The following is a 24,864-nucleotide window of genomic DNA, read 5'->3' as shown; positions in this document are numbered from 1 at the left end:
AAAAGGGCCTGACGGCCCTTTGGTAATCGGTTTATTTTTTCTTGCGGAACGCATCAAGGGCCACAACGTTGTCTTTGTTTTCATCCTCGTCTTTTTCAGACTCGGCCGCGACAACTGGCTCCTCCTCCTCCGATACGTCGGCAAGGTCTTCATCATCCAGCATTTCCATCTTGAATTGCAGACCGAACTTGACACTCGGGTCCGCAAAGCCTGTGATTGCCTCAAACGGAACATGAATAGGTGTTTTCACGTCATTGAAGCTCAGAACCACGTCAAAACAGTCCTCGGCCACAACAAGGTCCCAATATTCATGTTCAATCACAATGGTGATTTCTTCGGGATATTGATCACGCAAACTGTCCGGGATAATCACCAAAGGATGATCCGTTGCAAACGTGATGTAAAAATGATGCTCACCGGGCAAGCCATGTTCCTGACAATGTTTCAGGGCTTTGCGGACGACACTTTTCAGCGCGTCTTCAATCCAGCGGTCATAACGTAGGGTATCCATATTATCCATAAAGGCCTTCACCAAAAAGGAAATGCAACAACTGCCCCACTATAGAACTCTTCCATTGGGCAGGTAAAGCACGGTTTAGAAAAAACTGGAAATTTATCAGCGTTTGCGACGTTCCGGACCCGTGTAGGCCGCCTGACGCCTGCGATCTTCTTCTTGGGCAGCTTCTATACTTTCATCATCATCCGGGTCCACAAGGTCCAGCGCGCGATACGGATACGTGTATTTCTGCACAACCGCTTCGCCCGTATCGATATGACCTTCTTCATAACCCTGAATGGTTTGATCCACAATCGCATCAATCAGCAGATTGGTGACTTTGCGCAGGCAGTTGGGATCATAGAGATATTCCTTATCATAAATGATCTTCTGCAGCTGCCCGCGGTGATGGTTCACGAACTTCAGCAACAGCAATGCAAAGGCTTTTTTCTCGATATAAATCGGAGCGATATCCAGAATATCCTTTAAGGACAGATAGACCAGATTTGGAAAATCCGCTGTCTGGGGCAGGTCTTCCAGATAGCCCACAACATCATTGAAATAATTTGCCCGTTCTGCATCCAGTGATTTCAGGGCTTTTTCAACGATTCTTTTATGCATAGGCTGTTCCTTAAGTTGAATATCTGCTTTTAAGATGGGCAATAAACACTTCTGGATCAAGCATCTTTCCGGTCGCCTGTGTCAAAAGATCATTTGATGACAATTTTGATCCCATCCCGTGGATATTTTCACGCAGCCATCCCATTAGGGTGGAAAAGTCCCCATTTGCGATATTTTCTTCCAGTCCTGGCACCGCCTCTTTCACAGCAGCATAAATTTGCGCCGCCGTCATGGCCCCAAGCGTATAGGTCGGGAAATACCCCCAGGCCCCATCGTACCAGTGGATATCCTGCAAGCAGCCTTCACGGTCACTTTCCGGCGTGATGCCCAGCATTTTCTGCATCAATTCATTCCAGCTTGCCGGGATATCTTCGATTTCCATATCGCCTTCGATTAAGGCACGTTCCAGCTTGTAACGCAGGATCACATGGGCGGGATAAGTCACTTCATCGGCATCCACACGGATAAAGCCCGGTTTCACCTGACGATAAAGGTTGGTGATATTTTCAAGGCTCCAATCCGCGCCTCTTCCGTCAAAGGCCTTCACCATATGTGGCACAGCATATTTCAAAAACGCATCGGATCGGCAAACCTGCATTTCCACAAGCAGAGACTGGCTTTCATGCACACTCATGCCAAGCGCGCCGCCAACAGGTTGATGACGCCATTCTTTGGGCAGACCACGTTCATAAAGGGCGTGGCCCGTTTCATGCATCACACCCATTAAAGCAGAAGTAAAATCATCTTCATCGTAGCGCGTGGTCAGACGCACATCATCGGGTGTGCCGCCACAGAACGGATGCAGACTGACATCCAGCCGCCCATGCTCAAAATCAAAGCCCAGGGTCTCCATAAAATGCTGACCAAGCTTCTTTTGTTTCTCAATCTCAAATGGGCCTTGGGGCAGATTAAAAGCTTTTGATTTCTGTTGATCCAGAACGGTTTGCAGGAAGTCCGGCAAGAATTCTTCCAGACGATCAAAGATCGGATCAATGTTGGCGGACTTCCCGCCCGGTTCATACTGATCCAGCAATGCATCATAGAGCGAACATCCCAGCTTTTCCGATTTCGCAGTCGCTGCTTGTCGAGATAGATTCAACACTTCCTTCAACAAGGGTGCGATCTTCTTGAAATCACCTTCAGGGCGGGCTTCACGCCAGAGCTGTTCACAAGATGAAGTCGTACGGCTGATGGCTTCCACCAAATCTTCATCCAGCGCTGTTGCGTGCGTATGATTGCGGCGCATTTCACGCAAGTTCGCCGCCTGCCAGTCATCAAGTCCGCCTTCACTTTCAGCAGCAGCCAGCAAATCAGCCATTTCATCTTCGCACATCATGGAATGGCGCATGGTGGCCAGCAAGGCCATTTGTTCTGCACGCGCTTCTGCCCCACCACGCGGCATCATGGCGGCCATATCCCAATGAAGGACCGAAGCGGCCTCGCCCAAAACATCCAGACGTTTAAAACGTTTTTCCAATTGTGTGTAAGACGTGCTCATGTCATTTTCTTTCATTCGTTAATTCAACAACCCCATCCGGCCCATCTGTCCCAGAACAAGAAGAAGACCCAACGTGATCATAATGGCAAGCAGCGTGAAACGGTTCATGGACCACCACAAAACAAAATTCGTATTCTGTCTGTTTGTGGGGCTTATACTTGTTCAGGTCAAGACCGTCTTTGCACAAACCTTTCGCGATGAAGTGGTCTCCCTCACCCTGCCCTTTGAGCTGCGACTAAAAAAAACAGGCCCAGTACGCCTTGCCGGACTGTTATATGACAAAGACGCTACCGCCCTCCTCGATTTCGTCAGCAAGGGCGATAAAGTCAAGGTTCGCCTACTTTCAGATAAGCCTGATCGCTATGGCCGCAAGCCTGCCCATGTTTACCTTTTGGACAAACGTTGGCTGCAGGGGGAACTGGTCCGCCAGAACAAAGCCATCCCCTATCCTTATGACGGAGAGGAAGCTTTCATCCGTGATCTCTACCTGCTGGAAAGCCCCTATGTGCAATCGGCCCTTGATGAAACGATTGAGACAGAAACATTTGGTATTGTCCAGGGCCTCGTCATCGACGTTGCCCATATCAAAGGCACCACCTATCTGAACTTCGGGCAGAACTGGCGCACAGATTTTACGGTTAAAATCAGCAAACGCGATCACCATATCTTTAAAAGCTATGGATTTGACCTGCCCACCTTAAAAGGAACAGAGATCAGAATAAGGGGTTGGGTTTCCAAGCAAAATGGTCCTATGATAGAAGCAAACCACCCAAGCCAGATTGAAGTGATTGATTAAATAAATGCCTTACACCCGCGGTACCGATTTGTTCCCTGCTCTCACCCCTTATGACTCCGGCATGCTGGATGTGGGGGACGGCCACAATATCTATTGGGAAGAATGCGGCAATCCAAACGGTGTGCCCATCGTGTTTTTACATGGCGGCCCGGGGGCTGGCGCATCCAGTATTCATCGTCGTTTCTTTGACCCGCAGCATTACCGGATTGTCTTGCTGGATCAACGCGGCTGTGGTCGCTCCACACCTGCTGCCAGCATTGAAAACAACACGACTGCAGACCTGATCAAAGATCTGGAAAAGATCAGAAAGATGCGCGACATTAACCGCTGGTTTGTCTTTGGCGGGTCATGGGGTAGCACGCTTGCGCTGGCCTACGGCATTGCGCATCCTGATCGCTGCCTGGGTTTTATCCTGCGTGGCATCTTTATGGGGCAGGAATACGAAGGGGAATGGTTTATCAACAGAATGGGCACTTTCCACCCCGAAGCCGCCCGTGAATTCAAAAACTTCCTGCCTGAATCTGAACGTGATGATCTGCTGAATAATTACATCAAGCGGCTAAACGATCCGGACCCGCAGGTGCATCATCCGGCGGCCGTTGCCTGGTCATCCTATGAAGAAGCCTGCGCGACGCTTCTGCCCCATCATGGGTCTTACAATCCAGACCCGCATAACACCTTGTGCCTCGCGCGGCTGGAAGCCCATTACTTCAAACATAAATTCTTTATGGATGAAGGACATATCCTGAAAAAGCTCAACCGCATCATTCATCTGCCCTGTATTATTGTGCAGGGGCGCTATGATGTGGTCTGCCCACCCGTGACGGCTGAAAAGCTGGCGCGCAAATGGGCAAAGGCGCAGTTTATCGTGGTACCGGATGCGGGACATTCCGCACTTGAACCCGGTATTCGTGCAGCCCTGGTAAATTCAACGCAGGCCTTTAAAGCGCTGCCAAGCTAAGCGTCTTCCAGATACCGGGCCAGGTCTTCAGGTCTGCCCAGGCGGTCAACAGAGAAACGACACAAAGTTTGTCATTCTCCGCCAGCAAAGCAGCTTCCACGGTCTGTTCTGATTTAAGATGCGCGTTCACCATATCCGGTGTGGCACAGACCAAACCGGCATGCCAGACGGTACGTCCCTTTTCCAACAATGCCTGCACAGCCTCAACATCCGGCGTTTCAACAAACTGACGAACACTGTGCCCGGCATAGCCCGTATCCAGCCGATCCCCAACCTCAATATAACTGTACGCCGTCTGCACACCTTCTGCGACCACACCGAAGCTGACGAGATAACCTTGCTGCGCTGTATAGGCCGCTTCGGTTACTGCGCGCATGAAAGCACCTTGATCTGCAATAAAATGATCACAGGGCGTAAAGAAGATCGGGAAGTCTTCGCCATGTTCTTTCGACCAAACCGCTGCTGCTTTGAGTGCGGCAGCGGACTGCGCGTCTTCCTCCAAAAGGATCAGGTCTTCATAGTCATAGGCAATCTCATGACACTGATCTTCCACAATCTTTTTCAACGATGGCGTGGTGATGATCAGGGGCGGCAAGAATTCAGGATCACTAACCCGTTCCAGCGTATCCTGAAACGGACTGTCGCCTTCAAGGATGGAGGTAAATTGCAAAGGACTTTCGGATGTGGAAAGTGGATGCGGACGCGATCCTTCACTTCCCGCCCAAAGAACCGGACGAATACAAATCATGGGCATGTTTATAGGATTTTTTGAACTTTCCACCAACAGGAAAGACACAATCCCGTCTTATTTCAGGCGTAAAAAGACAGAAGTTACGTAAATTGAGGACACAGCCATGAAATTCGTCATCGCCCTGCTCGCCAGCCTTTTGTTCAGCCAGATCGCCATGGCTGATAGCCCCAAGGTCACCGTCTATAAATCCCCATATTGCGGCTGCTGTACAGCCTGGAGCCAGCACCTGCGCGACAATGACTTTGATGTCACCGAGATCAAGCGCGAGGACATGACAGACGTTAAAATGAAGCTCGGCGTCCCTGCCCAACTTGAATCCTGCCACACCGCTGTGGTCGATGGCTATGTGATCGAAGGCCACGTCCCAGCCGATGATATCAAACGCTTACTCAAAGAACGCCCCAATGCCAAAGGCTTGTCAGTACCCGGCATGCCCATTGGTTCGCCCGGCATGGAACAAGGTGATCACAAAGACAAGTACACCACCGTCATTTTCGGTAAAGAAGGCATGGGCGCCTTTGCCCGCCACTAGGGCCTTGCATTTTCAAAGAAGCTTGCTACGTTGGGGCCCATGCGGCCCCGTAGCTCAGCAGGATAGAGCAACGGATTCCTAATCCGTAGGTCGGAGGTTCGAATCCTCTCGGGGTCGCCATTTCACTTTATTTATGATGAAAGTTTTAATAGGTCCCTTTTAATCGGTACCTGTCACAGATTTCTAGTAATATCAAGAAGATTGGTTGTTTTGATGTTCCATTTCCACCTCTCTTTGATCTCTCATGACTATTCCGCTGAGAAGTTCGGGTTCATCCCCAGCTTTAAACAGCGGATCAATCAATAGGATGTCTGTAAGGCGGAAAACCGCTTCAGCAAAGTGATCAAATTCTTTATCATCTGAAATTATTTTAAGTTCATATTCTGGTAGTTCGAGACCAATTTTTTCCCAATTTTTTAGAAAACGATCTAGTTTGAGAGGTTGAGTTAGTAAAATAACATGGCCTGATATTGATAAAAGCTCGTCAACACCGGGAAGCCAAAAATACATTAGAGGTGCGTACCAGTTTTTCCATTCGTCGTGATGTTTGCTAATGTCTGGAGTTACTTTTTTCAAGCGAACTTCAGTAATCTCTCTTAAATTTTCTGATGCACCGATTTGTTGAGTAAGCATATTATATGGTCCGAACGCAATGGATTGATCGGACATACATAGAGGATCGCCTAGATCCAACTGCTTTTTTATCTTTTCATTAAAAGTAGTAGTTATTACCTCGCCTTTTGCTCTGGTAATGAGTTGTAACTTCCCACGTTTGAAAGCGAACTCACTTGTTCCATCATCAAGCAAAAATTCAGCAGTATATGTTTGGTGTGGTCCTTGATCTTCGGGACCTGCCCAAAGCATCATCGATTGTTCTCGAAATATCTTTTCGTTAATAAATGCCCCTTGTCCTCTTTCGATGTTTTCAAACCATTTTCCTGCGTCAAAGCCCTTTAATGATGCGTATTGTTCAAAAAGCTCAGACTGAATAGTACCCATAATTCGGTCGTCAGGTTTTAGACAATAAGGGTGTAAAAGCCCTACTTCCAGTTCACCGTCGAAATGTCTTTCGGCAATTAGGCAATCATTTGAATCTATACCTTCACCGCAGTGAATGCATTTTGAAGGATGCGCGTTTTTGTCTAACGCGTTTTTAATCCTGGCTTTATATTTTTTAGCACATTCATTTGCATCAAAGTCTTCTTCAGAATTATTAGGGATTATCCTGAGCTCTTTATCTCCAATAAGGTCTCTATTATTTTCGATAAAGCGTTCCATTCCTGCGTAAGTAGCTTGGCGACTGATTACATTAGCTTCTGAGCCATCCCCTAAACGACATTTTCCATCAAAGAATTGTATCCTTTCATTGCACTCTTCATCAAATCGGTAAAATTCAATTAGGAAAACAGTATTCTCCTTTGTATATCCTTCATCCAGCCAATCATCGTGAGGCTCACAAAGGACGACTTCTCGCCCTACTGAGAAATTATATTCGGGAAGCACGACATCAAAGAACTCGGAGTTATCAATAGTGTCTTCTTGTTCAGTTGTTTCGTTTTTAAAGCACGAATATTTTTCTCTGATATATTCAGATGTGAGTGAACGCCTTTTGGAGCTGTAATCTGTGCAATCTGAGAGAATTTTTCCCCATAATAGTGGAGGGCTAGAGAAATTAGCATTCTTCAGAAGCAGGATAATAGCTTGTTCTAAATCACCACCTTCAATGATGTTTAAAGGCATGACGTATGTTTTACGAAGTAAATTGATTATATCTTCGTGGGACAGCCCTAAAGAATTTGCCTCAGAAATGTCATTTATCTTTTCAATTAGGCTATCCAAAACCTGGATCAAAGAACTGCTTTGATCGCGTCGAAAGTTTTCTTCTGATCCAGATCTAATGGCTTCAAGAGCGATTCTCATGTCTTGAGATATTTTTCTAGATGAATCTGTGGAAGCAATTAGTGCAAATTCTGCGTTCGCAGTTTTGTTCCTGCTAAATTGTTTTACAAATTGTGTAAGTGTTTTTGTTAAATCGCTTTCTTCTGTTAATGAGAAAGACAAAGCTCGTTTAATTTGAATATTAAGATGACGGCCACTCACCATAACTAGGTTGAGGTCATCTACATCTAAAGATACTTCGAAGTTTATCTCAGATAATTTTTCATGAAATGTCTTGTCAGAAGTGTGATCTAACAAGACATGTGCGATAAAATACCCAGCCACTCGGTCTTGGTATCCAATTCCTGCCGCAGTGGCTGCTCCTCCTCCAGTTTTATGTGCCATTTATATCGCTCAAACTTATTTTGCTTCAGAAGAATAGTTATTTGAACTTTATTGAGAAGGTGTTGAGAAAGCAATCTCTGAATATCACTGATACGGCAAACGACACACGTTTATAATATTATGAAGCAGTAACAGGTACCAATTGTCACTCAAATCATTTCATAACCTCTGGACAGCCCTAATTAAATTCCCCGCTCCCCCTCAGCCAACACCGTATTGCGCTTATTCCTCTTAGCCGCATACAGCCGCCCATCGGCAATCTTCATCATCCCGTCTTCAGTCGTATCCTGATCGGGGATAACGGAGACCAAACCAATGGTCACGGTCGCAAAATCGCTGACATCGCTGTCTTCATTGGGGATTTGCAGGTTTTCGATATTCTGGCGGATCGTTTCGGCGAGACGGACCTGTTCTTCGCTGTTTGAGGAATTGGTCAGGATGGCGAATTCTTCACCGCCGATGCGGAAGCAAAAGTCGCTGGCGCGTTTACAGCAGCGTTTGATCTCTTGGGCCACTTTCTTCAGCGCAACATCCCCTTCCGGGTGACCATATTTGTCGTTCAGCCGTTTGAAATAATCCACATCCAGCATCATGAGCGTCAGCATGGTTTTCTTGCGCCGTGCCCGTTTCAGTTCACGCGCAAAGATATCGTCGAAATGGCGGCGATTATAAAGCTGGGTGAGTTGGTCGATGTATGAAAGTTTTTCCAGCTTTTCATTGGCTTCGCGCAGTTTTTCTTCCGCTTCCATTCTGGCTTTGCGTTCACGCAGCAAGCCGAGCGTGCGGTTGGACAACCCATCGTACATGGTCAGGACCGCATCTATCAACACACGGACAGACCCGTTCATTTTTCGATCCGCGATTTGTTTTGCTTTTATCAGATCATGACCTTTTTCCATACTTTCTACCACGATGGCGAGACGTTTGTCATCGTCAATGATATGGAAAATCAACCAGCGGATCAGGAACTGGATGATCTCTTCAATCAGATCATGCAGCGGCTTGTCTTTGCCATTTTTCTGAATTTCCAGCACCTTGGGCAGGAAGGAAGAATGCGTCAGCTGATGCGAGTGCAGCCAGGAATCATCATCAAAAAACTTTCGCCAAATCTCTTCTTCTGCTGCAAAATGGAAATCGGCATATTTCGCCAGATCATCAAACGCTTTGGACACATCCATGGTTTGGTTGTTGATCAGCGTTGTCGCCAGTTCATTTAAGAGTGACACCAGTTTTCGATGTTGTTCATCGATTTCTTTATGCCCGGTGTTAAAATTATCGTTCCACGGAAACACTTCAAACTTATCTTGTGACATAACCCCTCCTGCCATGGGGGCACTATACCCAAATGTATAAGGCCCATCTACAGGATTTTACGTATCTTTGTCATGAGTCGCACCCAAGGGCTGCAAAAGCTTTGTCCCAAAAGCTGATATATTTATTTTCAACGAAACCAAAAGTATATTACAGTGGTATTACCATGGATAAAATTAACCCCTGATATGCATTTTTTCGGGCCAAATCGCTATTCCTGTTTGTCACAAAGGCAAGAATAAGGCAGTATGTGCAGCGCAGTAAAGCAGACAAATTAAGGGGAAAATTATGACTGAGCCTGTCTTGAGCACCATCGAAAAAGCATTGGCCATTAACCTGGACCCATTGCACTACGGGACAATCGTTGAAATCGGTGCCGGTCAGGAAGTCGCAAGGCAGTTCTTTCAGGCAGGTGCAGCCGCCGGGACGATCGCCAAATCCATGTCTGCTTACGATATGGTTTTCAGCGACCAGATTTATGGCGCAAGCCCGGATAAACGTTATGTGTCGCGCCCCCGTCTGGAAACCATGCTGCAGCGGGAATTTGACCTGACTGTTGAACGCGTGGCCGATCACCGCGATAAAGACACCCGCTATTTCGCCTTTGCCAACACCGTGACTGCCCAAAGCTTCCACAAACGTGCAGAATGTCACGGCTGGCTGGGCATCAAACTGCAAACAAAACCGGGGGCTGAACCAGATGAGATTATCCTGCATGTGCGTATGCTGGATGACACCAACCTGGAACAGCAGGAAGCCATCGGTATTCTGGGTGTAAACCTGATCTATGGCGCATATCACTATGCCGATGATCCGGTTAAACTGATCAACAGCCTGAAAGACAATATCAAATGGGGCCGTATCGAGGTTGACCTGATTGAATTTAACGGTCCGAAATTTGATAAAATCGACAACCGCCTGATGGCGATTGAACTGGTACATGCCAGCCTTGTGCGCGCGGTCCTGTTCAGCCCGGAAGGCAAGGTCGTTATCCCGGCCGAAGCCCTTTACAAACAACGCATCCTTGCCATGCGCGGCAAGTTTGAAACGGTGGAACAACGCTTCATCGACCGTTTCACCCACGCGAAATCACGCTTTGAAAAACGCAATCCGGGTGAAGCACGCGGCATCATCAGTCTAGCGGAAATTTCCATGGCCCAGCTTGCCAACAAAGAAGGCACAGACGTTGAAACCTTCCTTGCCCGTGTAAATCAGTTGTGTGAAGCGGGCTATCATGTGCTGATTTCTGAACTTTATCGCTACTTCCGTGTGCGTCAGTTCCTCAACCGTTATACCAATCAGGACGTGGCACTTGTCAGCGGTGCAAATGCCATGAAAGACATTTTCCTGGAAGAAAACTACGAAGGTCTGGCAGGCGGTGTGCTGGAAGGTCTGGGGCAAACCTTTACCGATAAGACAGTTGCTTATGTCTATCCAAGTGACGATCAGCAGCTACGCATCAGTTCCATCAAAGTGTCTGATCATATGAGACCGTTAGTATCATACTTCCATGATAACGGTCAGATTGAACTGGTGAAGGACTTCCAAGAATAAAGCTTGAAACTGTTGCCACCAAAGGACACATGTGCCTATCATAACTGATAAAAACAGTGAGGTAGGCATATGACAGATCAATCAGAAGAAGCACGCTGGCAGTTTGTAAGAAAAGAACTGCAGCGCATTGACGGCACGTCCCCCACCAAATTCAAGGCGAGTGAGAAACATAAAAAGATGGCGCGCTCGCCTTTTCAGTTTTTACGCGGCAGTGCCCAGCTTTTCTATGCGGATATCGCCGCTAACCTGATCACGATCCCCTCTGCTTTCTATGATGCCCCGCTCACCCGGATTATGGGCGATTGCCATTTTTCCAACTTCGGTTTCTTCACCGAAGAAGGCAGCCACAGCGATACGGTCATCTGGGCACCCAATGATTTTGATGACGCCTGTGAAGGTCCCGCCGTCTTTGATATCCTGCGCTTTCTGACCAGCCTGCATTTACTGGGCGATTATCTGGAAGGCCTAAAAGCCGGACGGTACAGCACGGAAGAAATCGAAGACCCAGAAGACAAACCCGTCCCTTCTGCCAAGGCCATCAACAAAGCTTGCGCAAAGTTTCTGACGGCCTGGGCAGACACAGCCAAAGAGATTGCTGTCAATCTTGATTTGCGCGATCAAGAGATTGAAAAGTTCGGCAAGAAACATTTCCTCCATCCTCATATGGCAAAAACCCACCAGCGCACAGCCGTTGGCAAAAAGTTCATGACCAAATCCACCGTTGGCAAGCTTGCCCATATCGTAGGAAAAGGCGTGCGCTTTAAATCTCCACATGAAAAACTTGCCCCCATTGATGCGCGCCGCCGCGCTGCTGTTATTGCCGCTATGCGCCCCTATATGGATGATGAAATTCTGGATGTCGCCTTACGTCTGGGGGCTGGGACAGGTTCCGTCAATGTGGATCGTTTCTACCTTCTGGTCGGCCCAAAAGGCCCGGTGACAGAAGCTGAATTGCCGCTGGCCCATGTGGTAGAGGTAAAACAACAACGTGAAGCCGCCATGATCCATCACTTCCCGGATATGAGCCCCATCAACACATTAATGCCAGCGCATCTGACGGTAGAATGCCAGCGCCGTATGAACCGCCGCCCGGACCTTATCCTGGATGACCTGGAATGGGATGGGCATCATTGGCTGGTGCGATCACGCCACCACGCGCGCTACGGTGTGGACCCGGAAGATATCATGGAAGCGGACAATCCAGATAAGGCCTTCGTGCAATATGCCGAAGCCTGCGCCCAATCCCTTGCCATTGCCCATTCACGCGGGGATCGTCGTTCCACCCTGTTTGAAACAGCGATGGTCGATGCGATCAAAACCCATGGTGATGAACTGCTTGCAACGGCTGAAACCTATGCACAACAAGCGGTGACGGACCATGGATTGTTAACTCAGGCGATAGGATAAAAGATGCCAACAGTATTGATTACCGGGGCAAACCGGGGCTTGGGCCTGGAATTTGTCAAACAATATGCCGAAGCTGGCTGGAACGTCCTCGCCTGCTGCCGCCAACCTGATGCCGCCACGTCTTTGAAAGAAACTGACGGGAACGTGTCCCTCCATGCATTAGACGTGTGTGATTTTGGCGCGGTGGATCAGTTGGCACAGAACCTTTCTGACACGCCTATTGATGTGCTGATCAACAACGCAGGTGCCTTCGGGCCGCGCGGGGAAGCAATCAGCGAAATTTCTTACGGAGAATGGGAAGAGGTCCTGCGCATCAACATCCTCGCCCCGACCAAAATCGCCAGCGCCTTTTTGCCCCATATTGAAAAATCCGATCAAAAGAAAATCGTCTTTATCTCCTCCATCATGGGTAGCGTCGGCAACAATTCAGTGGGCGGGGAATATATCTACCGATCTTCGAAAGCTGGCCTGAACGGTGTCATCAAAAGCCTGTCCCTTGACGTTATGCTTAAAAACATCGCTGTCCTGGCCCTCCACCCCGGCTGGGTCCAGACCGACATGGGTGGTGCAAATGCTGCCATCACACCGTCTGAAAGCATCACAGGCATGCGAAAGGTGATTGACGGGTTGAGCATGGAAAACACGGGCCAGTTCTATTCGTATGATGGCACTGACATTCCCTGGTAGATCGCAAACTAATTCATCGTATAATAAGCAAAGACCCCAAAAGCAACCAAGGCAATCAAATTCAACACCAAACGATAAGGTGGTGCGTGCGTTACGTCTGTTTTACAGGACGGGCATTTGGTCGATTGCATATCCACCGGATTGCCGCAGTCAGAACAGACATATTTGGTGTGCGAAATTGTCTTGGGGACGCGTTTTTTATAAGCCATTTTTATCCTGGTTCATCTAAATAGGGATCAAGGGATATAGCCTCACGGCCTTCAAAATTCAATCGGCCATTCAGGAAATTGAAGATGCGATCCGTCATCACATCGCCTTAGACCACACCTGTCGCACTATTTCCCCTGCCTCTCTTTGCCAAACACATCTTTTGAAAGCGTATCATAGCGATCACGCATGGTTGGCGGAAGCCAGCGTGTATAGAAGGAGGTAAACATTTTGGATGTTCTGTGCGTTTTGGAAATTCGGTTTAAATCAGCGATCAACGCGTCGTTCCAGGCTCCTTTGGTGCATCCCACATGACCAAACTGATAGGGTTTATCCCAGGCAATGGACAAAAAAATCAGATCATCTATGCCCTTATTATCCTTTACCTGATAGTAAGCCTCTTCCGCACGGCCCAATACGGCATCAATATTGCGCGAAAGAACGTGTTTTAAATCCGTATGAAGATCAATCTCCCCAGTGCTTTTATCCAGTTTTTTCACCCGCCCGATATGATCTCTCAAAACCTTGTCGATGATGGGGGAATAAGATCGTTCCGCATCGTATCGAAGCCTGATTTGATCGGATTTCACCATCAGTTCAAAATCAACCGTGTGATCATCTGTCAGATAGGGCCGCATTTTTTCAAAACCTGCCTTAGTTGTCAGCACACCGTTGGGGTAGATCGCGATGTAAGGGGCAGCAAAATCGATAAATTCCTCACGTTCCTTATTCTTTAACAAGGCCCCGTTACAAACAGGCTTACCATCACGCATCATTTTCAGAACCCGTTGGATAGTCATCGGGACCTTCTTGTGATTATAATCCGGGGTTTGGGAGATATAAAAATCAACCGTCTTATCCGCAATCCCTTCCCCTTTATCAGTCCCTTGGGTCATCACAAAAGGAGGAAAGCTGGTGACAGACCAGGTCACCGTTTTCACCGCTGCACCAGGTTCAGGGACAGGAAGTTTGCGCACCTTCTCCTTAAGTTCCGCCAAAATCTGTTTTTTGCGCACCGATTTCTTGCTAACCCCGATATAAAGCGGAATATAGTCAATTTCGGTAAAAGAAAACCCTTCGGTTTCCCGTGCAAACAGGAAATTGCTGGGAATGATCGAATAATCAACGCGGCCTGAGCGGATCAAAGAAAAGATCGTATCGATATTGGGGACCTGCTGCACCTGCATGGTATCATCGGTGTAATCTTCCAGCAAAGAGGTGCCCAAATGAAAGACACCGCGCAAATCTTTGATCTGATCCAATGTTACGTCTTTTTCTTGCCTTGAAATCAGAACGATTGGCAAAACAGCGATGGGACCATAGAAATCCAGAAAGGTTTCCCGTTCGGCATTTTTAAAAATGCAAGGGGTAAGATCAGCCTTTCCGGTCTCTAACGACTGGATAATCCGCTTCCACGGTTCATCCTTGACCAGTACTTCTGAAAAATTTTCCTGAATTTTCTGCAGGCAGCGCGCATCGCGCGGAAGTCCCTTGAGCATATCATGCGAAACGGTCACCACAACAGGATCAGCCGCCAGTACTGGCACTGCGGCCCCAAAAATGAGGCAAGAAAGAATAAGAAGGAACTTTTGAATATTTTTCTTCACGATACCCTCCCCCAATCTTTCCAGTCTATCTCTTTACCCTCAATTCTTCAATGAATATCAGAGGTTACTCAATCTTGTCATTCATAATTCACAAGGTGATGAATATGGTACAAACCGCACGGTAATCGGTAAATAAAAAAAACACAAACAACTTAGGTATAAGAATCGCAGTTTAGGGTTTCTTTTTGAGATCAGTTTTGGTATCTACGGGCACAGAATTTGGGGGCCAACTCGAAAACCCATATTCAGGGCTGCTTATTGTCGGTATTCGCCTTGGAAATTCGATTTGGTTATTCCTGTTTTTATCTATGGCAAAAGGAATATTGAATATGACGGATTCAAGCGCGATTCACTTTGATAAGTGGAAAGATCAACAAAGCGCAGCTGAGCAAATGATCCCGCTGGTTGGTCAACTGTACCGCGATAACGGTGTAACCATCCGCGTTTTTGGACGTCGTATCCAAAACCACAACACTATCGACATCCTGAAAGCACACCGCTACGCAAACCAGATGGTTGGCGAAGTTCTGGACGTTCGCAAAAGCCTGGAACTGCTGAAAACCATGATCGACATGGATCTGGCGCCTGCCCGTGTTGATTTGGGCAAGCTTTGCCACACATTTACACAAAATGGTGGTGATGCGAAATCCTTCCTGACTGAACAACTGGCAAGCATCAACACAGGTAAAGGCACTGTACTGGACGAACCACAAGACGTTGTTCTTTACGGTTTCGGTCGTATCGGTCGCCTGCTCGCCCGTATGATGATCGAACGCGTGGGTGCGGGTAACAAAATGCGTCTGCGTGCCATCGTTGTTCGTGGCGGTAAAGACGGTGACCTGCAAAAGCGTGCCTCTCTGCTGCGTCGTGACTCTGTACACGGTCCTTTCAACGGTTCCATCACTGTTGATGAGGAAGAAGGCGCAATCATCGCAAACGGCGTTTACATCAAAGTCATCTATGCAAACAGCCCTGCTGACGTTGATTACACAAAATACGGTATCAAGAACGCTCTGGTCGTGGACAACACTGGCCTGTGGCGTGACGAAGAAGGCCTCGGCCAACACCTGAAATGCCCAGGCGCTGCCAAAGCGCTTCTGACAGCACCAGGTAAAGGCGACATCAAGAACATCGTATACGGTGTAAACCACGAAGATATCGCTGACAGCGACACCATCCTGTCTGCAGCGTCTTGTACAACAAACGCCATCACACCTGTCCTGAAAGTTCTGGACGATGAATACGGTGTTGAAAACGGCCATGTTGAAACAATTCACGCTTACACCAACGACCAAAACCTGATCGATAACTACCACAAAGGTGATCGTCGCGGTCGTGCTGCTGCCATGAACATGGTTCTGACATCAACAGGTGCAGCTTCTGCTGTTGCCAAATGTCTGCCACAGATGAAAGGCAAGCTGACAGGTAACGCGGTTCGTGTCCCAACACCAAACGTTTCCATGGCGATTCTGAACCTGAACCTGAAGAAAAACACCACTGCTGAAGAAATGAACGACTTCCTGCGTGAAGTTTCCTTGTATTCTTCCCTGCAGGATCAGATCGATTACACTGCTTCTACCGAAGCTGTATCTTCTGACCTTGTTGGTAACCCGCACGCAGGTGTTGTTGACAGCCAGGCTACCATCGTTGATGGCAACCGTCTGGTTCTCTACGTATGGTACGATAACGAAGCAGGTTATTCTGCACAGGTTATCCGTATGATGCAGGAAATCGCTGGTCTGAAAATGATCACTGTTCCTGCGGAATAAAGATCACATACTGATCCATAAAAAACGGCTGAGAAGGTTTTCACTTTCTCAGCCGTTTTGTTTCTTTAAGCCACTTTCGGGATTTCTTTTTTCGGGGTGGCATTTTCGATGATCTGCCCGATCTCACTTTGGCAGGACCCGCAGTTGGTTCCGGCCTTTAAGCTTTGACCGATGGCTTCCACCGTCATCGCCCCGCCTTCTGTGATGGCACGCTGAATTTCCAGCAAGCCCACATTAAAGCAGGAACAAACGATATCACCTTTTTCCGGCATGGCCCCCGCTGGCTTGGCGGTCAGAAGCGTTAAGCGTTCATCCGATGTGATTTGATCCTGTTCAAACAACTGGGCAATCCAGTTGCGTGACGGGATGGCATCTTTATCTTCAGAAACAATCAGAACACCTGTCGGTTTATCGTCCTTGATCACCGCAAAACGACGGTGATTGCGCTTCTTATCCACAAGGGAAATCGTATCCCCATTGCCCAACAGGACGTTGGCATAATCATCCCAGTCAGATGGTTCCCCCAAGCCTGCCAGATCATAGATATAACAGCCATTGGATTTGGTTCGACACCAATAGGCAAAGCCCTGTGTTTCGATCTTTTCACGTGTGATCAGCAAACCATGCCAATCAGGGACATATTTATCGATGGTCACAGGTGTGTGCTTGCTCTCCGGTTGGCCCGAAAACGGATCAACCACCGGATTGACCAGACGTCCCACAACCGCGTGGGAACTGTTTTCATCACTCCAATGCATGGGCATAAACAGTTCTGAGCTTCGCAACGCATCCGTTGTCTTAAGACGCAGAACCGCATGCCCCCATTTAGAAGTCACCTTGACCAGATCGCCTTCCGTCAGACCTTCTTTATTGGCCGCTTCCGGATTGATTTCCAGATATGGTTCATGGATATGGCGTGACAAGCGCGGCGTCAGGCCCGTACGCGTCATCGTGTGCCAATGGTCGCGAATACGCCCCGTATTCAGGATATAGGGGAATTCCGCATTGGGTTCATAAACTGGCGGCTTGAACTTGGTTTCCACCATATTGGCTTTGCCAGACGGGGTATAGAAAAAACCGTCGCTAAAGAAACGCTTCTTCGGATGAGTCCGGACCGGCCATTGGGTCGGGACCATATCGTCGAAATGCTCTTTATCCAGTTCGATCCAGCCAGACAAATCAAAATCACGCGTGCCTTCATTTTCAAAGGCAGATAAGGCGACATGTTCCTTAAATACATCGAAGGAAATGTCATACGGGAACTGGTCTTCATACCCCAGCGCATGGGCAACTTTGGTCAGAATTTTCCAGTCGGGCAAAGCGTCACCCGGCAGGTCGGTGAAATTGCGTTGGCGTGAAATGCGACGTTCCGTATTGGTCACCGTCCCGTTGCGCTCCCCCCATGTGGCGGCTGGTAACAGCACGTCCGCATAAGTTGCTGTATCCGTATTATCCATACAGTCAGACACCACAACAAACGGGCATTTCTCCAACGCTTCACGCACGCGATTGGCATTGGGTAAGGAAACAACCGGGTTGGTCGCCATGATCCAGATGGCTTTGATATCGCCATTATGGACCGCTTCAAACATATCAACTGCTTTAAGGCCGGGTTTACCCACCATGTGTGGCGCTTCCCAGAAGGTTTTAACCCGGTTCAGATCAGCCGGATTATAATCCATATGGGCCGCCAGCATGTTGGCAAGACCGCCAACTTCGCGCCCGCCCATGGCATTGGGCTGGCCGGTAACCGATAACGGACCACAACCCACCTTGCCGATCCGTCCCGTATAAAGGTGACAGTTCAGGATAGAATTTACTTTATCTGTACCTTGCGAAGACTGGTTCACCCCCTGGCTATAAGCGGTCAGAGTCTTTTCCGTCTTCAGAAACATTTCATAAAAAGCCATGAGGTCGGCCATGGGCAGATCACAACGACGCGCAACTGACTGATAATCTGATGCTTCCACGCGGGCGGTATTCAACGCATTGACACTATCTTCCACATGGTGGCTGACAAAATTATGGTCAATGGCGTCATGTTCCTGCAAATAGTTCAACAGACCATTAAACAGCAACACGTCATGGCGTGGTTTAATCGCCAGATGCAGGTCTGCGATATCGCAAGTTGCCGTCTTGCGTGGATCAATAACGACAACTTTGGTGCCCCATTTTTCCTTAGCCGCTTTCAAGCGCTGATAAAGAATAGGGTGACACCACGCAAGGTTTGATCCCACCAGCACAACCAAATCAGATTGTTCCAGATCTTCATAAGTTTGCGGTACGGTGTCGGACCCAAAAGCACGTTTGTGGCCTGCGACACTTGAACTCATACACAAACGAGAGTTCGTATCGATATTTGCTGTGCCCATAAAGCCTTTGATCAGCTTGTTGGCGACATAATAATCTTCCGTCAGCAATTGACCCGAAACGTAAAAGGCAACCGCATCAGGTCCATGCTTGGCAATGACATCCGCAAAATTCATCGCCACATGGTCGATGGCTTCGTCCCAGTCCGTATTGCGACCAGAGATTTTCGGTTTGAGCAAGCGCCCTTCCGGGGTCAGCGTTTCTGCCAACGCACTGCCTTTTGAACAGAGCTTGCCAAAGTTGGCAGGGTGATCAGGATCACCCTCAACTTTAATTGCGCCATCTTCTTGTTTGGTGACCAGCACCCCGCATCCGACGCCGCAATATGGGCATGTTGTGCGAGTTTGTTCAGCCATTGGTCCCTGTTGCCTCCGCTTCAACGAAGATACGGATAATGCCATCTTTGCTGGCAACCGGGATCACGCGTGTACATCCGTGATCCGGGTCCAGAACTTCCCCTGTGGTCAGATCGATGTTCCAGTTATGCAAGGGACAGGCAACAGCCTTGCCATGCATAATTCCCTGGGACAAAGGTCCACCGGAATGTGGACATTCATCCACAATGGCGAAAACCTCGTCATCTGCCGCACGGAAAACAGCGATATCACCACGGGCACTCTTTACAACGCGAGAGCCCAGTTTCGGGATATCATTCAAATGTCCAACTTCAATCCAATTGCTCATAATCATAACTCCCTGGTTTATTCTGCTGCCATAACGGCAAGTGGTTTAAATTCTTGTCCGGCTTCTTCTTCATTGACCGCCTTGGCCCATGGATCATCCTGCCAGAAGGATTGTGAGAAGATGAAGCGCTCATAAAGTTCTTTGCGGCGTGCTTCGTCATCCACGATGATGGATTTCACGTAATCAAGACCAACACGTTCCACCCATGGGGCAGTACGTTCCAGATAGCGGGCTTCCTGACGATAAAGCTGGATGTAAGCGCCTGCATATTCCAGCACTTCTTCTTCCGTTTTCACCAGACAAAGGTCATCGTTGGCTCGCACATGGATACCGCCGTTACCCGCAACGGATAGCTGATAACCGCTATCCACGCAGATCACACCGAAATCTTTAATGGTGGCTTCGGCGCAGTTGCGTGGGCAACCGGATACCGCCATCTTGAATTTGTGCGGCATGTAAGAGCCCCAGGCCATTTTTTCCAGCTTCACACCCATATCCATGGACATTTGCGTCCCGAAACGGCACCACTCTTTACCGACACAAGTCTTCACCGTACGAAGTGATTTACCATAGGCGTGACCTGATACCATGCCGGCGGCATTCAAATCCGCCCAGACAGATGGCAGGTCTTCTTTCTTGATGCCAAACAAGTCGATCCGTTGACCACCTGTCACTTTAACGGTCTTCACGTCAAATTTTTCAGCAACATCCGCGATGGCACGCAATTCTTTCGGATTGGTCAAACCACCCCACATACGGGGAACGACAGAATATGTGCCGTCTTTCTGAATGTTAGCGTGTGCACGTTCGTTAATGAAGCGAGACTGCGCATCATCGACATATTCACCCGGCCAAGCACACAGCAGGTAATAGTTCATGGCAGGACGACAGGATGAACACCCATTTGGCGTTTTCCATTCCAGCGCCTGATAAACGTCATGGATAGACTTCAGTTCCTGATCAATGATCGCTGCGCGTACGTCATCATGAGTATGTTCTGTACAGCCACACATTGGTTTAACAGAAACTTCGCTGTACGCATCGCCAATGGTTGCCTTAATGACATTTTCCACCAGATTTGCACATGTTCCGCAAGAGGCAGAAGCTTTGGTGTGGGCTTTGACTTCATCAAGCGAAGTCAGGCCGTTTTCATTAATTGCTGTTACGATATCGCCTTTACATACGCCGTTACAGCCACAGATTTCCGCATCCGCCGGAAGTGCTGCAACGGCTTCAATGGGGTCCTGCGCGGCACCACCACCCGAGGCAAAAGCCTGACCAAAGATAAGCAGGTCGCGCATTTCAGAAACATCAGCGGCCTCTTTCAACAAAGAGAAATACCAGGCGCCATCAGCCGTATCGCCATACAGAACCGCACCCTGAATTTTATTGTCTTTCAAAACAACGCGCTTGTAAACACCACGGGCCGCATCGCGCAAAACGATGTCTTCGCAGTCCTCCCCACCGGAGAAATCACCCGCAGAAAAGACATCAACACCGCTGACTTTCAGCTTGGTTGACGTAACCGAACCTTCATAAGCGCTATCTTCTTTGCCTGTGATGTGATCCGCAAGCGCTTTACCCATTTCATAAAGCGGGGCAACCAGACCGTAGCAAGACCCGCGGTGCTGCACACATTCCCCAACGGAATAGATATCCGCATCAGAGGTAACCAGCTGGTCATTCACCATAATGCCGCGTTCCACATCCAGATCAGCAGAAGCTGCCAATGTGGTGTTCGGGCGGATACCAACAGCCATAACGACCAGATCTGCATCGATTTGGCGGCCATCTTCCAGCACAACTTTGCTGACACGACCATCTTTACCAACGATCTCTTTGGTGTTCGCGCCCGTCAGAACGTCAATATCACGCCCTTCCAGTTCTTTCTTCAACAGATGACCTGCGGCTTCATCCAGCTGACGCTCCATCAATGTGTCCATCAGGTGAATGACAGTCGCTTTCATACCACGACGTTGCAGACCATAAGCTGCTTCCAGCCCCAACAGACCACCACCGATGACGACAGCGTTTTTATATTTGGAAATCGCATCATCCATGGTTTCGACATCTTTCATGTCGCGGAAGGTGATCACACCTTCAAGGTCTTTACCCGGGACCGGGATGATGAACGGGCTGGACCCCGTGGCGATCAGAAGCTTGTCATAAGATTCTTCAATGCCGTTTGCAGATTTAACAACCTTGTTTTCGCGATCAATTTCTATGACTTCCGCATTGGTGTGCAGCGTGATGCCGTTTTCTTCATACCATTCAGTCGAATTGATCATGATCTCATCAAATGTCTTTTCACCAGACAAAACCGGGGAAAGCATGATGCGGTTATAGTTCCCGTAGGGTTCGTTCCCGAACACAGTGATTTTGAAAGTTTCGGCATCGCGCTTGAGGATTTCCTCCACACAGCGCATGCCTGCCATACCATTACCGATTACAACGAGCTTTTTCATTTTTAAGTGTCCTTTCAAGCGGCTTCTTGATCATCAGAGGAGGAGTTTTCTGTTTCTTCAGAAGTCTCTGGCTCTGGATCGCCATGTTCATATTCTTCAAGGAAGGTAAGCAGTTCTGCGCGCAGTTCGTAGTAGCGCGGATGCTCCAGCAATTCTTTACGGGTGCGTGGACGTGGCAGATCCACTTCCATGATCTTACCGACAGTAGCGTGCGGACCATTGGTCATCATGATAACGCGATCCGCCAGAAGGATGGCCTCGTCCACATCGTGGGTCACACACATGGCCGTTACCTGGGTGCGTTTCCACACATCCATCAGTACTTCCTGCAACTCCCATCGTGTGAGACTGTCCAGCATGCCAAACGGTTCATCCAAAAGCAGGAATTTCGGTGACAGGGCGAATGCGCGGGCAATACCCACACGCTGACGCATCCCGTTTGACATCTCAGATGCCATCTTGTCCATACTGTCGGCCAGACCGACACGGGACAGGTAATATTCAACGATGTCACGGCGCTCGAACTCGTTTGCGTGTGGATACACTCGTTCCACACCGATCATCACGTTGTCACGCGCAGTCAGCCATGGGAACAGGCTGGGTGCCTGGAACACAACGCCACGATCCGGGCCTGCGCCGTCTACCTCGGTCCCATCAAGGATGATACCGCCGCGGGAAATTTCGTTCAGGCCAGCAGCCATGGTCAGAACCGTGGATTTACCACAACCGGAGTGTCCGATGACGGAAACGAATTCACCTTTCTTAAGCTGAAGGTTAAAGTCATCCACAACTTTCAGCGGGCCATTTGGTGTCGGGTAAACTTTATCCACGTGGGAAAAGTCAACGAAGCGATGCAAGTCACCACTGCGCGGTTCTGCACGTTCCTTCGCCTTTTTCGGCATACGCGCACCTGGCATGATGGGGCTTACGGCTGGCAGTGGAGAGAACTCCCCGGTTTCAGCGCTTTTTTCCATACCCACATTGATCAGATACTGGGTGACTTCCTTACGCAGCTTTTTAAAGTTTTCGTCATGGTTCATTGCTGTTCTGTCACGCGGACGTGGCAGATCTACAACAAAGTCAGGACCCAATGTCGCATTCGGCCCCGGTGTCAGTGGGATAATACGGTCCGCAAGCAAGATGGCTTCGTCCACATCGTTTGTAATCAGGATAACTGTTTTCTTTTCCTGATCCCAGATACGTTCAATCTCATCTTGCAGGTTAGCACGTGTCAGGGCATCAAGGGCGGAAAGTGGTTCATCCAGCAGCAGGATTTGCGGGCTCATGGCGAGCGCACGGGCAACGGATACACGCTGGCGCATACCGCCGGAAAGTTCAGATGGTTTGCGGTCTTTCGCGTGTGACAGCCCCACCATATCAATGTAATGCAGAACACGCTTTTCTTTAGACTCTTTGCTTTCATTTTTGAAAACACTGTCTACAGCCAGCATCACATTGCCAAAGACCGACATCCATGGGAATAGGGAATAGCTTTGGAAAACCAATCCACGGTCCGGCCCTGCTCCTTCGATCTTTTTGCCGTTAAGAAGGATTTCTCCTGTATCGGGCTCAATCAATCCGGCGATTGCAGAAATCAGTGTGGTTTTACCGCTTCCTGAAAAGCCGACGATGGCAACGAATTCACCTTCTTTGATGTGAAGATTGATATCGTTCAGGACATCTGTGCGATCAGCCCCTTTACCGTAGCCTTTATTGACGTTGTTCAATTCTAGAAATGCCATGGGAAAAAATCCTTCTTTTCGACGTTTGTTCGGCGCTTATCGTTTGTCAGAGAATGTGAAGAAGTCCTGTAGCGTGTACATCACACGGTCCAGCGCAAAACCAATCAGACCGATGGTAAATACAGCGACCATAATACGTGCGAGGGAGTGAGAGCTGCCGTTCTGGAATTCATCCCAAACGAATTTGCCCAGACCAGGGTTTTGAGCCAGCATTTCAGCGGCGATCAAAACCATCCAGCCCACACCCAGGGAAAGACGAAGACCAGTAAAGATCAGCGGCAGGGAAGAAGGTAGGATCATCTTGAAGATCGTTGTTTTAGAGTCCAGACGCAGAACACGTGAAACGTTCAGCAGGTCCTTATCAATCGATGCAACACCCAGCGACGTGTTGATCAGCGTCGGCCAAAGTGAACAAAGCGTCACAGTGATCGCAGACGTCAGGAACGACTTGTCAAACATCGGGTCTTTGGTCACGTACAGCGCTGAAACCACCATGGTTACAATCGGCAGCCAGGCAAGTGGCGAGACGGGCTTGAAGATTTGGATCAGCGGGTTAAAGGCCGCATTCACTCCTTTGGAAAGACCGCAGGCAATCCCAAGTGGGACCGCAACGATTGTGGCCAGAAAGAAGCCCATAAAGACTGTTTTCAGACTGGTCAAAATTTGGTCAATGTAAGTTGGCTTACCTGTATATTGACGAACCTTGACTTTGACATCTGGATTTTTGGCAAGCTTGGCAGCGTTGCGTTTTTCCTGACGCTCATAGAATTTCTTTTCTTTTTCACGTGTTTCAACGTGATCGTCCCACAGAATGAACGTTTCTTCCAGAACCGCCGCTGGGCCAGGAATGTTACCCAGACTGGTTTTGATAGAAGTGGACGCCTGCTGCCACGCAAAAAGGAAAATCATGATGGAAAGCAGCGGAATTCCGATCGCCTGCCAGATTTTCTTCAGCGCATCAGTGGAAGAGGTCGCATTTGGCACTACGCGGGCCAGAAGACCTACATCGGCTGTTTGTGTTGAAGTGTCAGACATAATACACCTGTAAAAAAGTAAATATAAAAAGGTTTTAACGAATAAGGTTGAGGGAAAGAGTGGGGCCGCCTTTATTGTCGAAGGGTGA

20 protein-coding genes and 1 tRNA gene are annotated in these 24,864 nt (G+C 48.6%); 8 read left to right on the top strand and 13 right to left on the bottom strand.

Features of this window, described 5'->3' with window-relative positions; translation table 11 throughout:
* Window positions 1–31: 31 nt before the first annotated feature.
* The 3 genes from RYZ26_RS16020 to RYZ26_RS16010 form a co-directional block, all read right to left on the bottom strand.
* Window positions 32–520 carry an SspB family protein gene (locus tag RYZ26_RS16020; protein WP_317684249.1) on the bottom strand — a complete coding sequence of 163 codons (489 nt, stop codon included), beginning with the start codon at window positions 518–520 and terminating at the stop codon, window positions 32–34.
* Window positions 521–616: 96 nt separating this feature from the next.
* On the bottom strand, window positions 617–1,117 hold the full coding sequence (locus tag RYZ26_RS16015; RefSeq protein ID WP_317684248.1) for a hypothetical protein: 501 nt from the start codon (window positions 1,115–1,117) through the stop codon (window positions 617–619).
* Between the two features lie 10 nt (window positions 1,118–1,127).
* Entirely contained in the window at window positions 1,128–2,615 is a 1,488-nt protein-coding gene (locus RYZ26_RS16010) for a carboxypeptidase M32 (protein ID WP_317684247.1), read from the bottom strand.
* Between the two features lie 106 nt (window positions 2,616–2,721).
* Between RYZ26_RS16010 and RYZ26_RS16005 the strand changes: the two genes are divergently transcribed.
* Together RYZ26_RS16005 and pip are read left to right on the top strand one after the other, a co-directional pair.
* Window positions 2,722–3,411, top strand: a complete 690-nt coding sequence (locus RYZ26_RS16005; RefSeq protein WP_317684246.1) for a thermonuclease family protein — start codon at window positions 2,722–2,724, stop codon at window positions 3,409–3,411.
* A gap of 4 nt (window positions 3,412–3,415) precedes the next feature.
* Window positions 3,416–4,372, top strand: coding sequence for a prolyl aminopeptidase (gene pip, locus RYZ26_RS16000; RefSeq protein WP_317684245.1), 957 nt, complete (start codon window positions 3,416–3,418; stop codon window positions 4,370–4,372).
* On the opposite strand, the gene RYZ26_RS15995 is transcribed toward pip, so the two are convergent.
* Complete coding sequence (locus tag RYZ26_RS15995) at window positions 4,353–5,126, bottom strand: sugar phosphate nucleotidyltransferase (RefSeq protein WP_317684244.1); 774 nt, start codon at window positions 5,124–5,126, stop codon at window positions 4,353–4,355. The two genes, pip and RYZ26_RS15995, sit on opposite strands and share 20 nt — an antisense overlap.
* Before the next feature lie 100 nt (window positions 5,127–5,226).
* Between RYZ26_RS15995 and RYZ26_RS15990 the strand changes: the two genes are divergently transcribed.
* Window positions 5,227–5,655, top strand: coding sequence for a DUF411 domain-containing protein (locus RYZ26_RS15990; RefSeq protein WP_317684243.1), 429 nt, complete (start codon window positions 5,227–5,229; stop codon window positions 5,653–5,655).
* Window positions 5,656–5,698: 43 nt separating this feature from the next.
* Window positions 5,699–5,775: transfer RNA gene (locus RYZ26_RS15985), tRNA-Arg, on the top strand.
* 72 nt (window positions 5,776–5,847) lie between these two features.
* On the opposite strand, the gene RYZ26_RS15980 is transcribed toward RYZ26_RS15985, so the two are convergent.
* A complete protein-coding gene (locus RYZ26_RS15980; protein WP_317684242.1) occupies window positions 5,848–7,938 on the bottom strand; it encodes a hypothetical protein in 2,091 nt (696 codons plus the stop codon).
* 182 nt (window positions 7,939–8,120) lie between these two features.
* Window positions 8,121–9,251: a GGDEF domain-containing protein gene (locus RYZ26_RS15975; protein WP_317684241.1), complete on the bottom strand. Its 1,131-nt coding sequence runs from the start codon at window positions 9,249–9,251 to the stop codon at window positions 8,121–8,123.
* Window positions 9,252–9,537: 286 nt separating this feature from the next.
* Between RYZ26_RS15975 and RYZ26_RS15970 the strand changes: the two genes are divergently transcribed.
* From RYZ26_RS15970 to RYZ26_RS15960, 3 genes are all read left to right on the top strand, one after another.
* Complete coding sequence (locus RYZ26_RS15970) at window positions 9,538–10,803, top strand: hypothetical protein (RefSeq protein WP_317684240.1); 1,266 nt, start codon at window positions 9,538–9,540, stop codon at window positions 10,801–10,803.
* 69 nt (window positions 10,804–10,872) lie between these two features.
* Complete coding sequence (locus RYZ26_RS15965; protein ID WP_317684239.1) at window positions 10,873–12,210, top strand: DUF2252 family protein; 1,338 nt, start codon at window positions 10,873–10,875, stop codon at window positions 12,208–12,210.
* A 3-nt stretch (window positions 12,211–12,213) separates the two neighbouring features.
* Window positions 12,214–12,897 carry an SDR family oxidoreductase gene (locus RYZ26_RS15960; RefSeq protein WP_317684238.1) on the top strand — a complete coding sequence of 228 codons (684 nt, stop codon included), beginning with the start codon at window positions 12,214–12,216 and terminating at the stop codon, window positions 12,895–12,897.
* An 8-nt stretch (window positions 12,898–12,905) separates the two neighbouring features.
* Here RYZ26_RS15960 and RYZ26_RS15955 read toward each other — a convergent pair whose 3' ends face one another.
* A complete protein-coding gene (locus tag RYZ26_RS15955; protein ID WP_317684237.1) occupies window positions 12,906–13,106 on the bottom strand; it encodes a hypothetical protein in 201 nt (66 codons plus the stop codon).
* A gap of 126 nt (window positions 13,107–13,232) precedes the next feature.
* Window positions 13,233–14,651 (bottom strand): TIGR02285 family protein, encoded by a 1,419-nt coding sequence (locus RYZ26_RS15950; protein ID WP_317684236.1) that lies wholly within the window; start codon window positions 14,649–14,651, stop codon window positions 13,233–13,235.
* A 389-nt stretch (window positions 14,652–15,040) separates the two neighbouring features.
* Here RYZ26_RS15950 and RYZ26_RS15945 point away from each other — a divergent pair, with 389 nt between their 5' ends.
* Complete coding sequence (locus tag RYZ26_RS15945) at window positions 15,041–16,480, top strand: glyceraldehyde-3-phosphate dehydrogenase (protein WP_317684235.1); 1,440 nt, start codon at window positions 15,041–15,043, stop codon at window positions 16,478–16,480.
* A gap of 65 nt (window positions 16,481–16,545) precedes the next feature.
* Here the strand turns inward: RYZ26_RS15945 and RYZ26_RS15940 are convergent, their stop codons facing one another.
* The 5 genes from RYZ26_RS15940 to RYZ26_RS15920 are packed head-to-tail and all read right to left on the bottom strand — an operon-like array spanning window position 16,546 to window position 24,776.
* The gene (locus RYZ26_RS15940) at window positions 16,546–19,206 is read right to left on the bottom strand and encodes a molybdopterin-dependent oxidoreductase (RefSeq protein ID WP_317684234.1); all 2,661 of its coding nucleotides are present in this window, start codon (window positions 19,204–19,206) and stop codon (window positions 16,546–16,548) included.
* Window positions 19,199–19,534, bottom strand: coding sequence for a nitrite reductase small subunit NirD (gene nirD, locus RYZ26_RS15935; protein ID WP_317684233.1), 336 nt, complete (start codon window positions 19,532–19,534; stop codon window positions 19,199–19,201). Before nirD ends, RYZ26_RS15940 begins: the two co-directional genes overlap by 8 nt.
* Before the next feature lie 17 nt (window positions 19,535–19,551).
* On the bottom strand, window positions 19,552–21,999 hold the full coding sequence (gene nirB, locus RYZ26_RS15930; RefSeq protein WP_317684232.1) for a nitrite reductase large subunit NirB: 2,448 nt from the start codon (window positions 21,997–21,999) through the stop codon (window positions 19,552–19,554).
* A 14-nt stretch (window positions 22,000–22,013) separates the two neighbouring features.
* Window positions 22,014–23,741 (bottom strand): ABC transporter ATP-binding protein, encoded by a 1,728-nt coding sequence (locus RYZ26_RS15925; RefSeq protein ID WP_317684231.1) that lies wholly within the window; start codon window positions 23,739–23,741, stop codon window positions 22,014–22,016.
* 36 nt (window positions 23,742–23,777) lie between these two features.
* Window positions 23,778–24,776 carry an ABC transporter permease gene (locus RYZ26_RS15920; RefSeq protein ID WP_317684230.1) on the bottom strand — a complete coding sequence of 333 codons (999 nt, stop codon included), beginning with the start codon at window positions 24,774–24,776 and terminating at the stop codon, window positions 23,778–23,780.
* Between the last annotated feature and the right edge of the window lie 88 nt (window positions 24,777–24,864).

Origin of the sequence: Terasakiella sediminum, assembly GCF_033100395.1 — a bacterium.
Classification (GTDB): Bacteria; Pseudomonadota; Alphaproteobacteria; order Rhodospirillales; family Terasakiellaceae; genus Terasakiella.
This window is presented reverse-complemented; position numbering and strand designations above follow the sequence as displayed.

Excerpts from the sequence above, each read along its gene's own strand:
- RYZ26_RS15975 (WP_317684241.1), bottom strand. The coding sequence starts at position 9,251 with ATGTCACAAGATAAGTTTGAAGTGTTTCCGTGGAACGATAATTTTAAC.
- RYZ26_RS16005 (WP_317684246.1), top strand. The coding sequence starts at position 2,722 with ATGGACCACCACAAAACAAAATTCGTATTCTGTCTGTTTGTGGGGCTT.
- nirD (WP_317684233.1), bottom strand. The coding sequence starts at position 19,534 with ATGAGCAATTGGATTGAAGTTGGACATTTGAATGATATCCCGAAACTG.
- RYZ26_RS15940 (WP_317684234.1), bottom strand. The coding sequence starts at position 19,206 with ATGGCTGAACAAACTCGCACAACATGCCCATATTGCGGCGTCGGATGC.
- nirB (WP_317684232.1), bottom strand. The coding sequence starts at position 21,999 with ATGAAAAAGCTCGTTGTAATCGGTAATGGTATGGCAGGCATGCGCTGT.
- RYZ26_RS15995 (WP_317684244.1), bottom strand. The coding sequence starts at position 5,126 with ATGCCCATGATTTGTATTCGTCCGGTTCTTTGGGCGGGAAGTGAAGGA.
- RYZ26_RS16015 (WP_317684248.1), bottom strand. The coding sequence starts at position 1,117 with ATGCATAAAAGAATCGTTGAAAAAGCCCTGAAATCACTGGATGCAGAA.
- RYZ26_RS15970 (WP_317684240.1), top strand. The coding sequence starts at position 9,538 with ATGACTGAGCCTGTCTTGAGCACCATCGAAAAAGCATTGGCCATTAAC.
- RYZ26_RS15980 (WP_317684242.1), bottom strand. The coding sequence starts at position 7,938 with ATGGCACATAAAACTGGAGGAGGAGCAGCCACTGCGGCAGGAATTGGA.
- RYZ26_RS15955 (WP_317684237.1), bottom strand. The coding sequence starts at position 13,106 with ATGGCTTATAAAAAACGCGTCCCCAAGACAATTTCGCACACCAAATAT.
- RYZ26_RS16020 (WP_317684249.1), bottom strand. The coding sequence starts at position 520 with ATGGATAATATGGATACCCTACGTTATGACCGCTGGATTGAAGACGCG.
- RYZ26_RS15925 (WP_317684231.1), bottom strand. The coding sequence starts at position 23,741 with ATGGCATTTCTAGAATTGAACAACGTCAATAAAGGCTACGGTAAAGGG.
- RYZ26_RS15945 (WP_317684235.1), top strand. The coding sequence starts at position 15,041 with ATGACGGATTCAAGCGCGATTCACTTTGATAAGTGGAAAGATCAACAA.
- RYZ26_RS16010 (WP_317684247.1), bottom strand. The coding sequence starts at position 2,615 with ATGAGCACGTCTTACACACAATTGGAAAAACGTTTTAAACGTCTGGAT.
- RYZ26_RS15920 (WP_317684230.1), bottom strand. The coding sequence starts at position 24,776 with ATGTCTGACACTTCAACACAAACAGCCGATGTAGGTCTTCTGGCCCGC.
- RYZ26_RS15960 (WP_317684238.1), top strand. The coding sequence starts at position 12,214 with ATGCCAACAGTATTGATTACCGGGGCAAACCGGGGCTTGGGCCTGGAA.
- RYZ26_RS15965 (WP_317684239.1), top strand. The coding sequence starts at position 10,873 with ATGACAGATCAATCAGAAGAAGCACGCTGGCAGTTTGTAAGAAAAGAA.
- RYZ26_RS15990 (WP_317684243.1), top strand. The coding sequence starts at position 5,227 with ATGAAATTCGTCATCGCCCTGCTCGCCAGCCTTTTGTTCAGCCAGATC.
- pip (WP_317684245.1), top strand. The coding sequence starts at position 3,416 with ATGCCTTACACCCGCGGTACCGATTTGTTCCCTGCTCTCACCCCTTAT.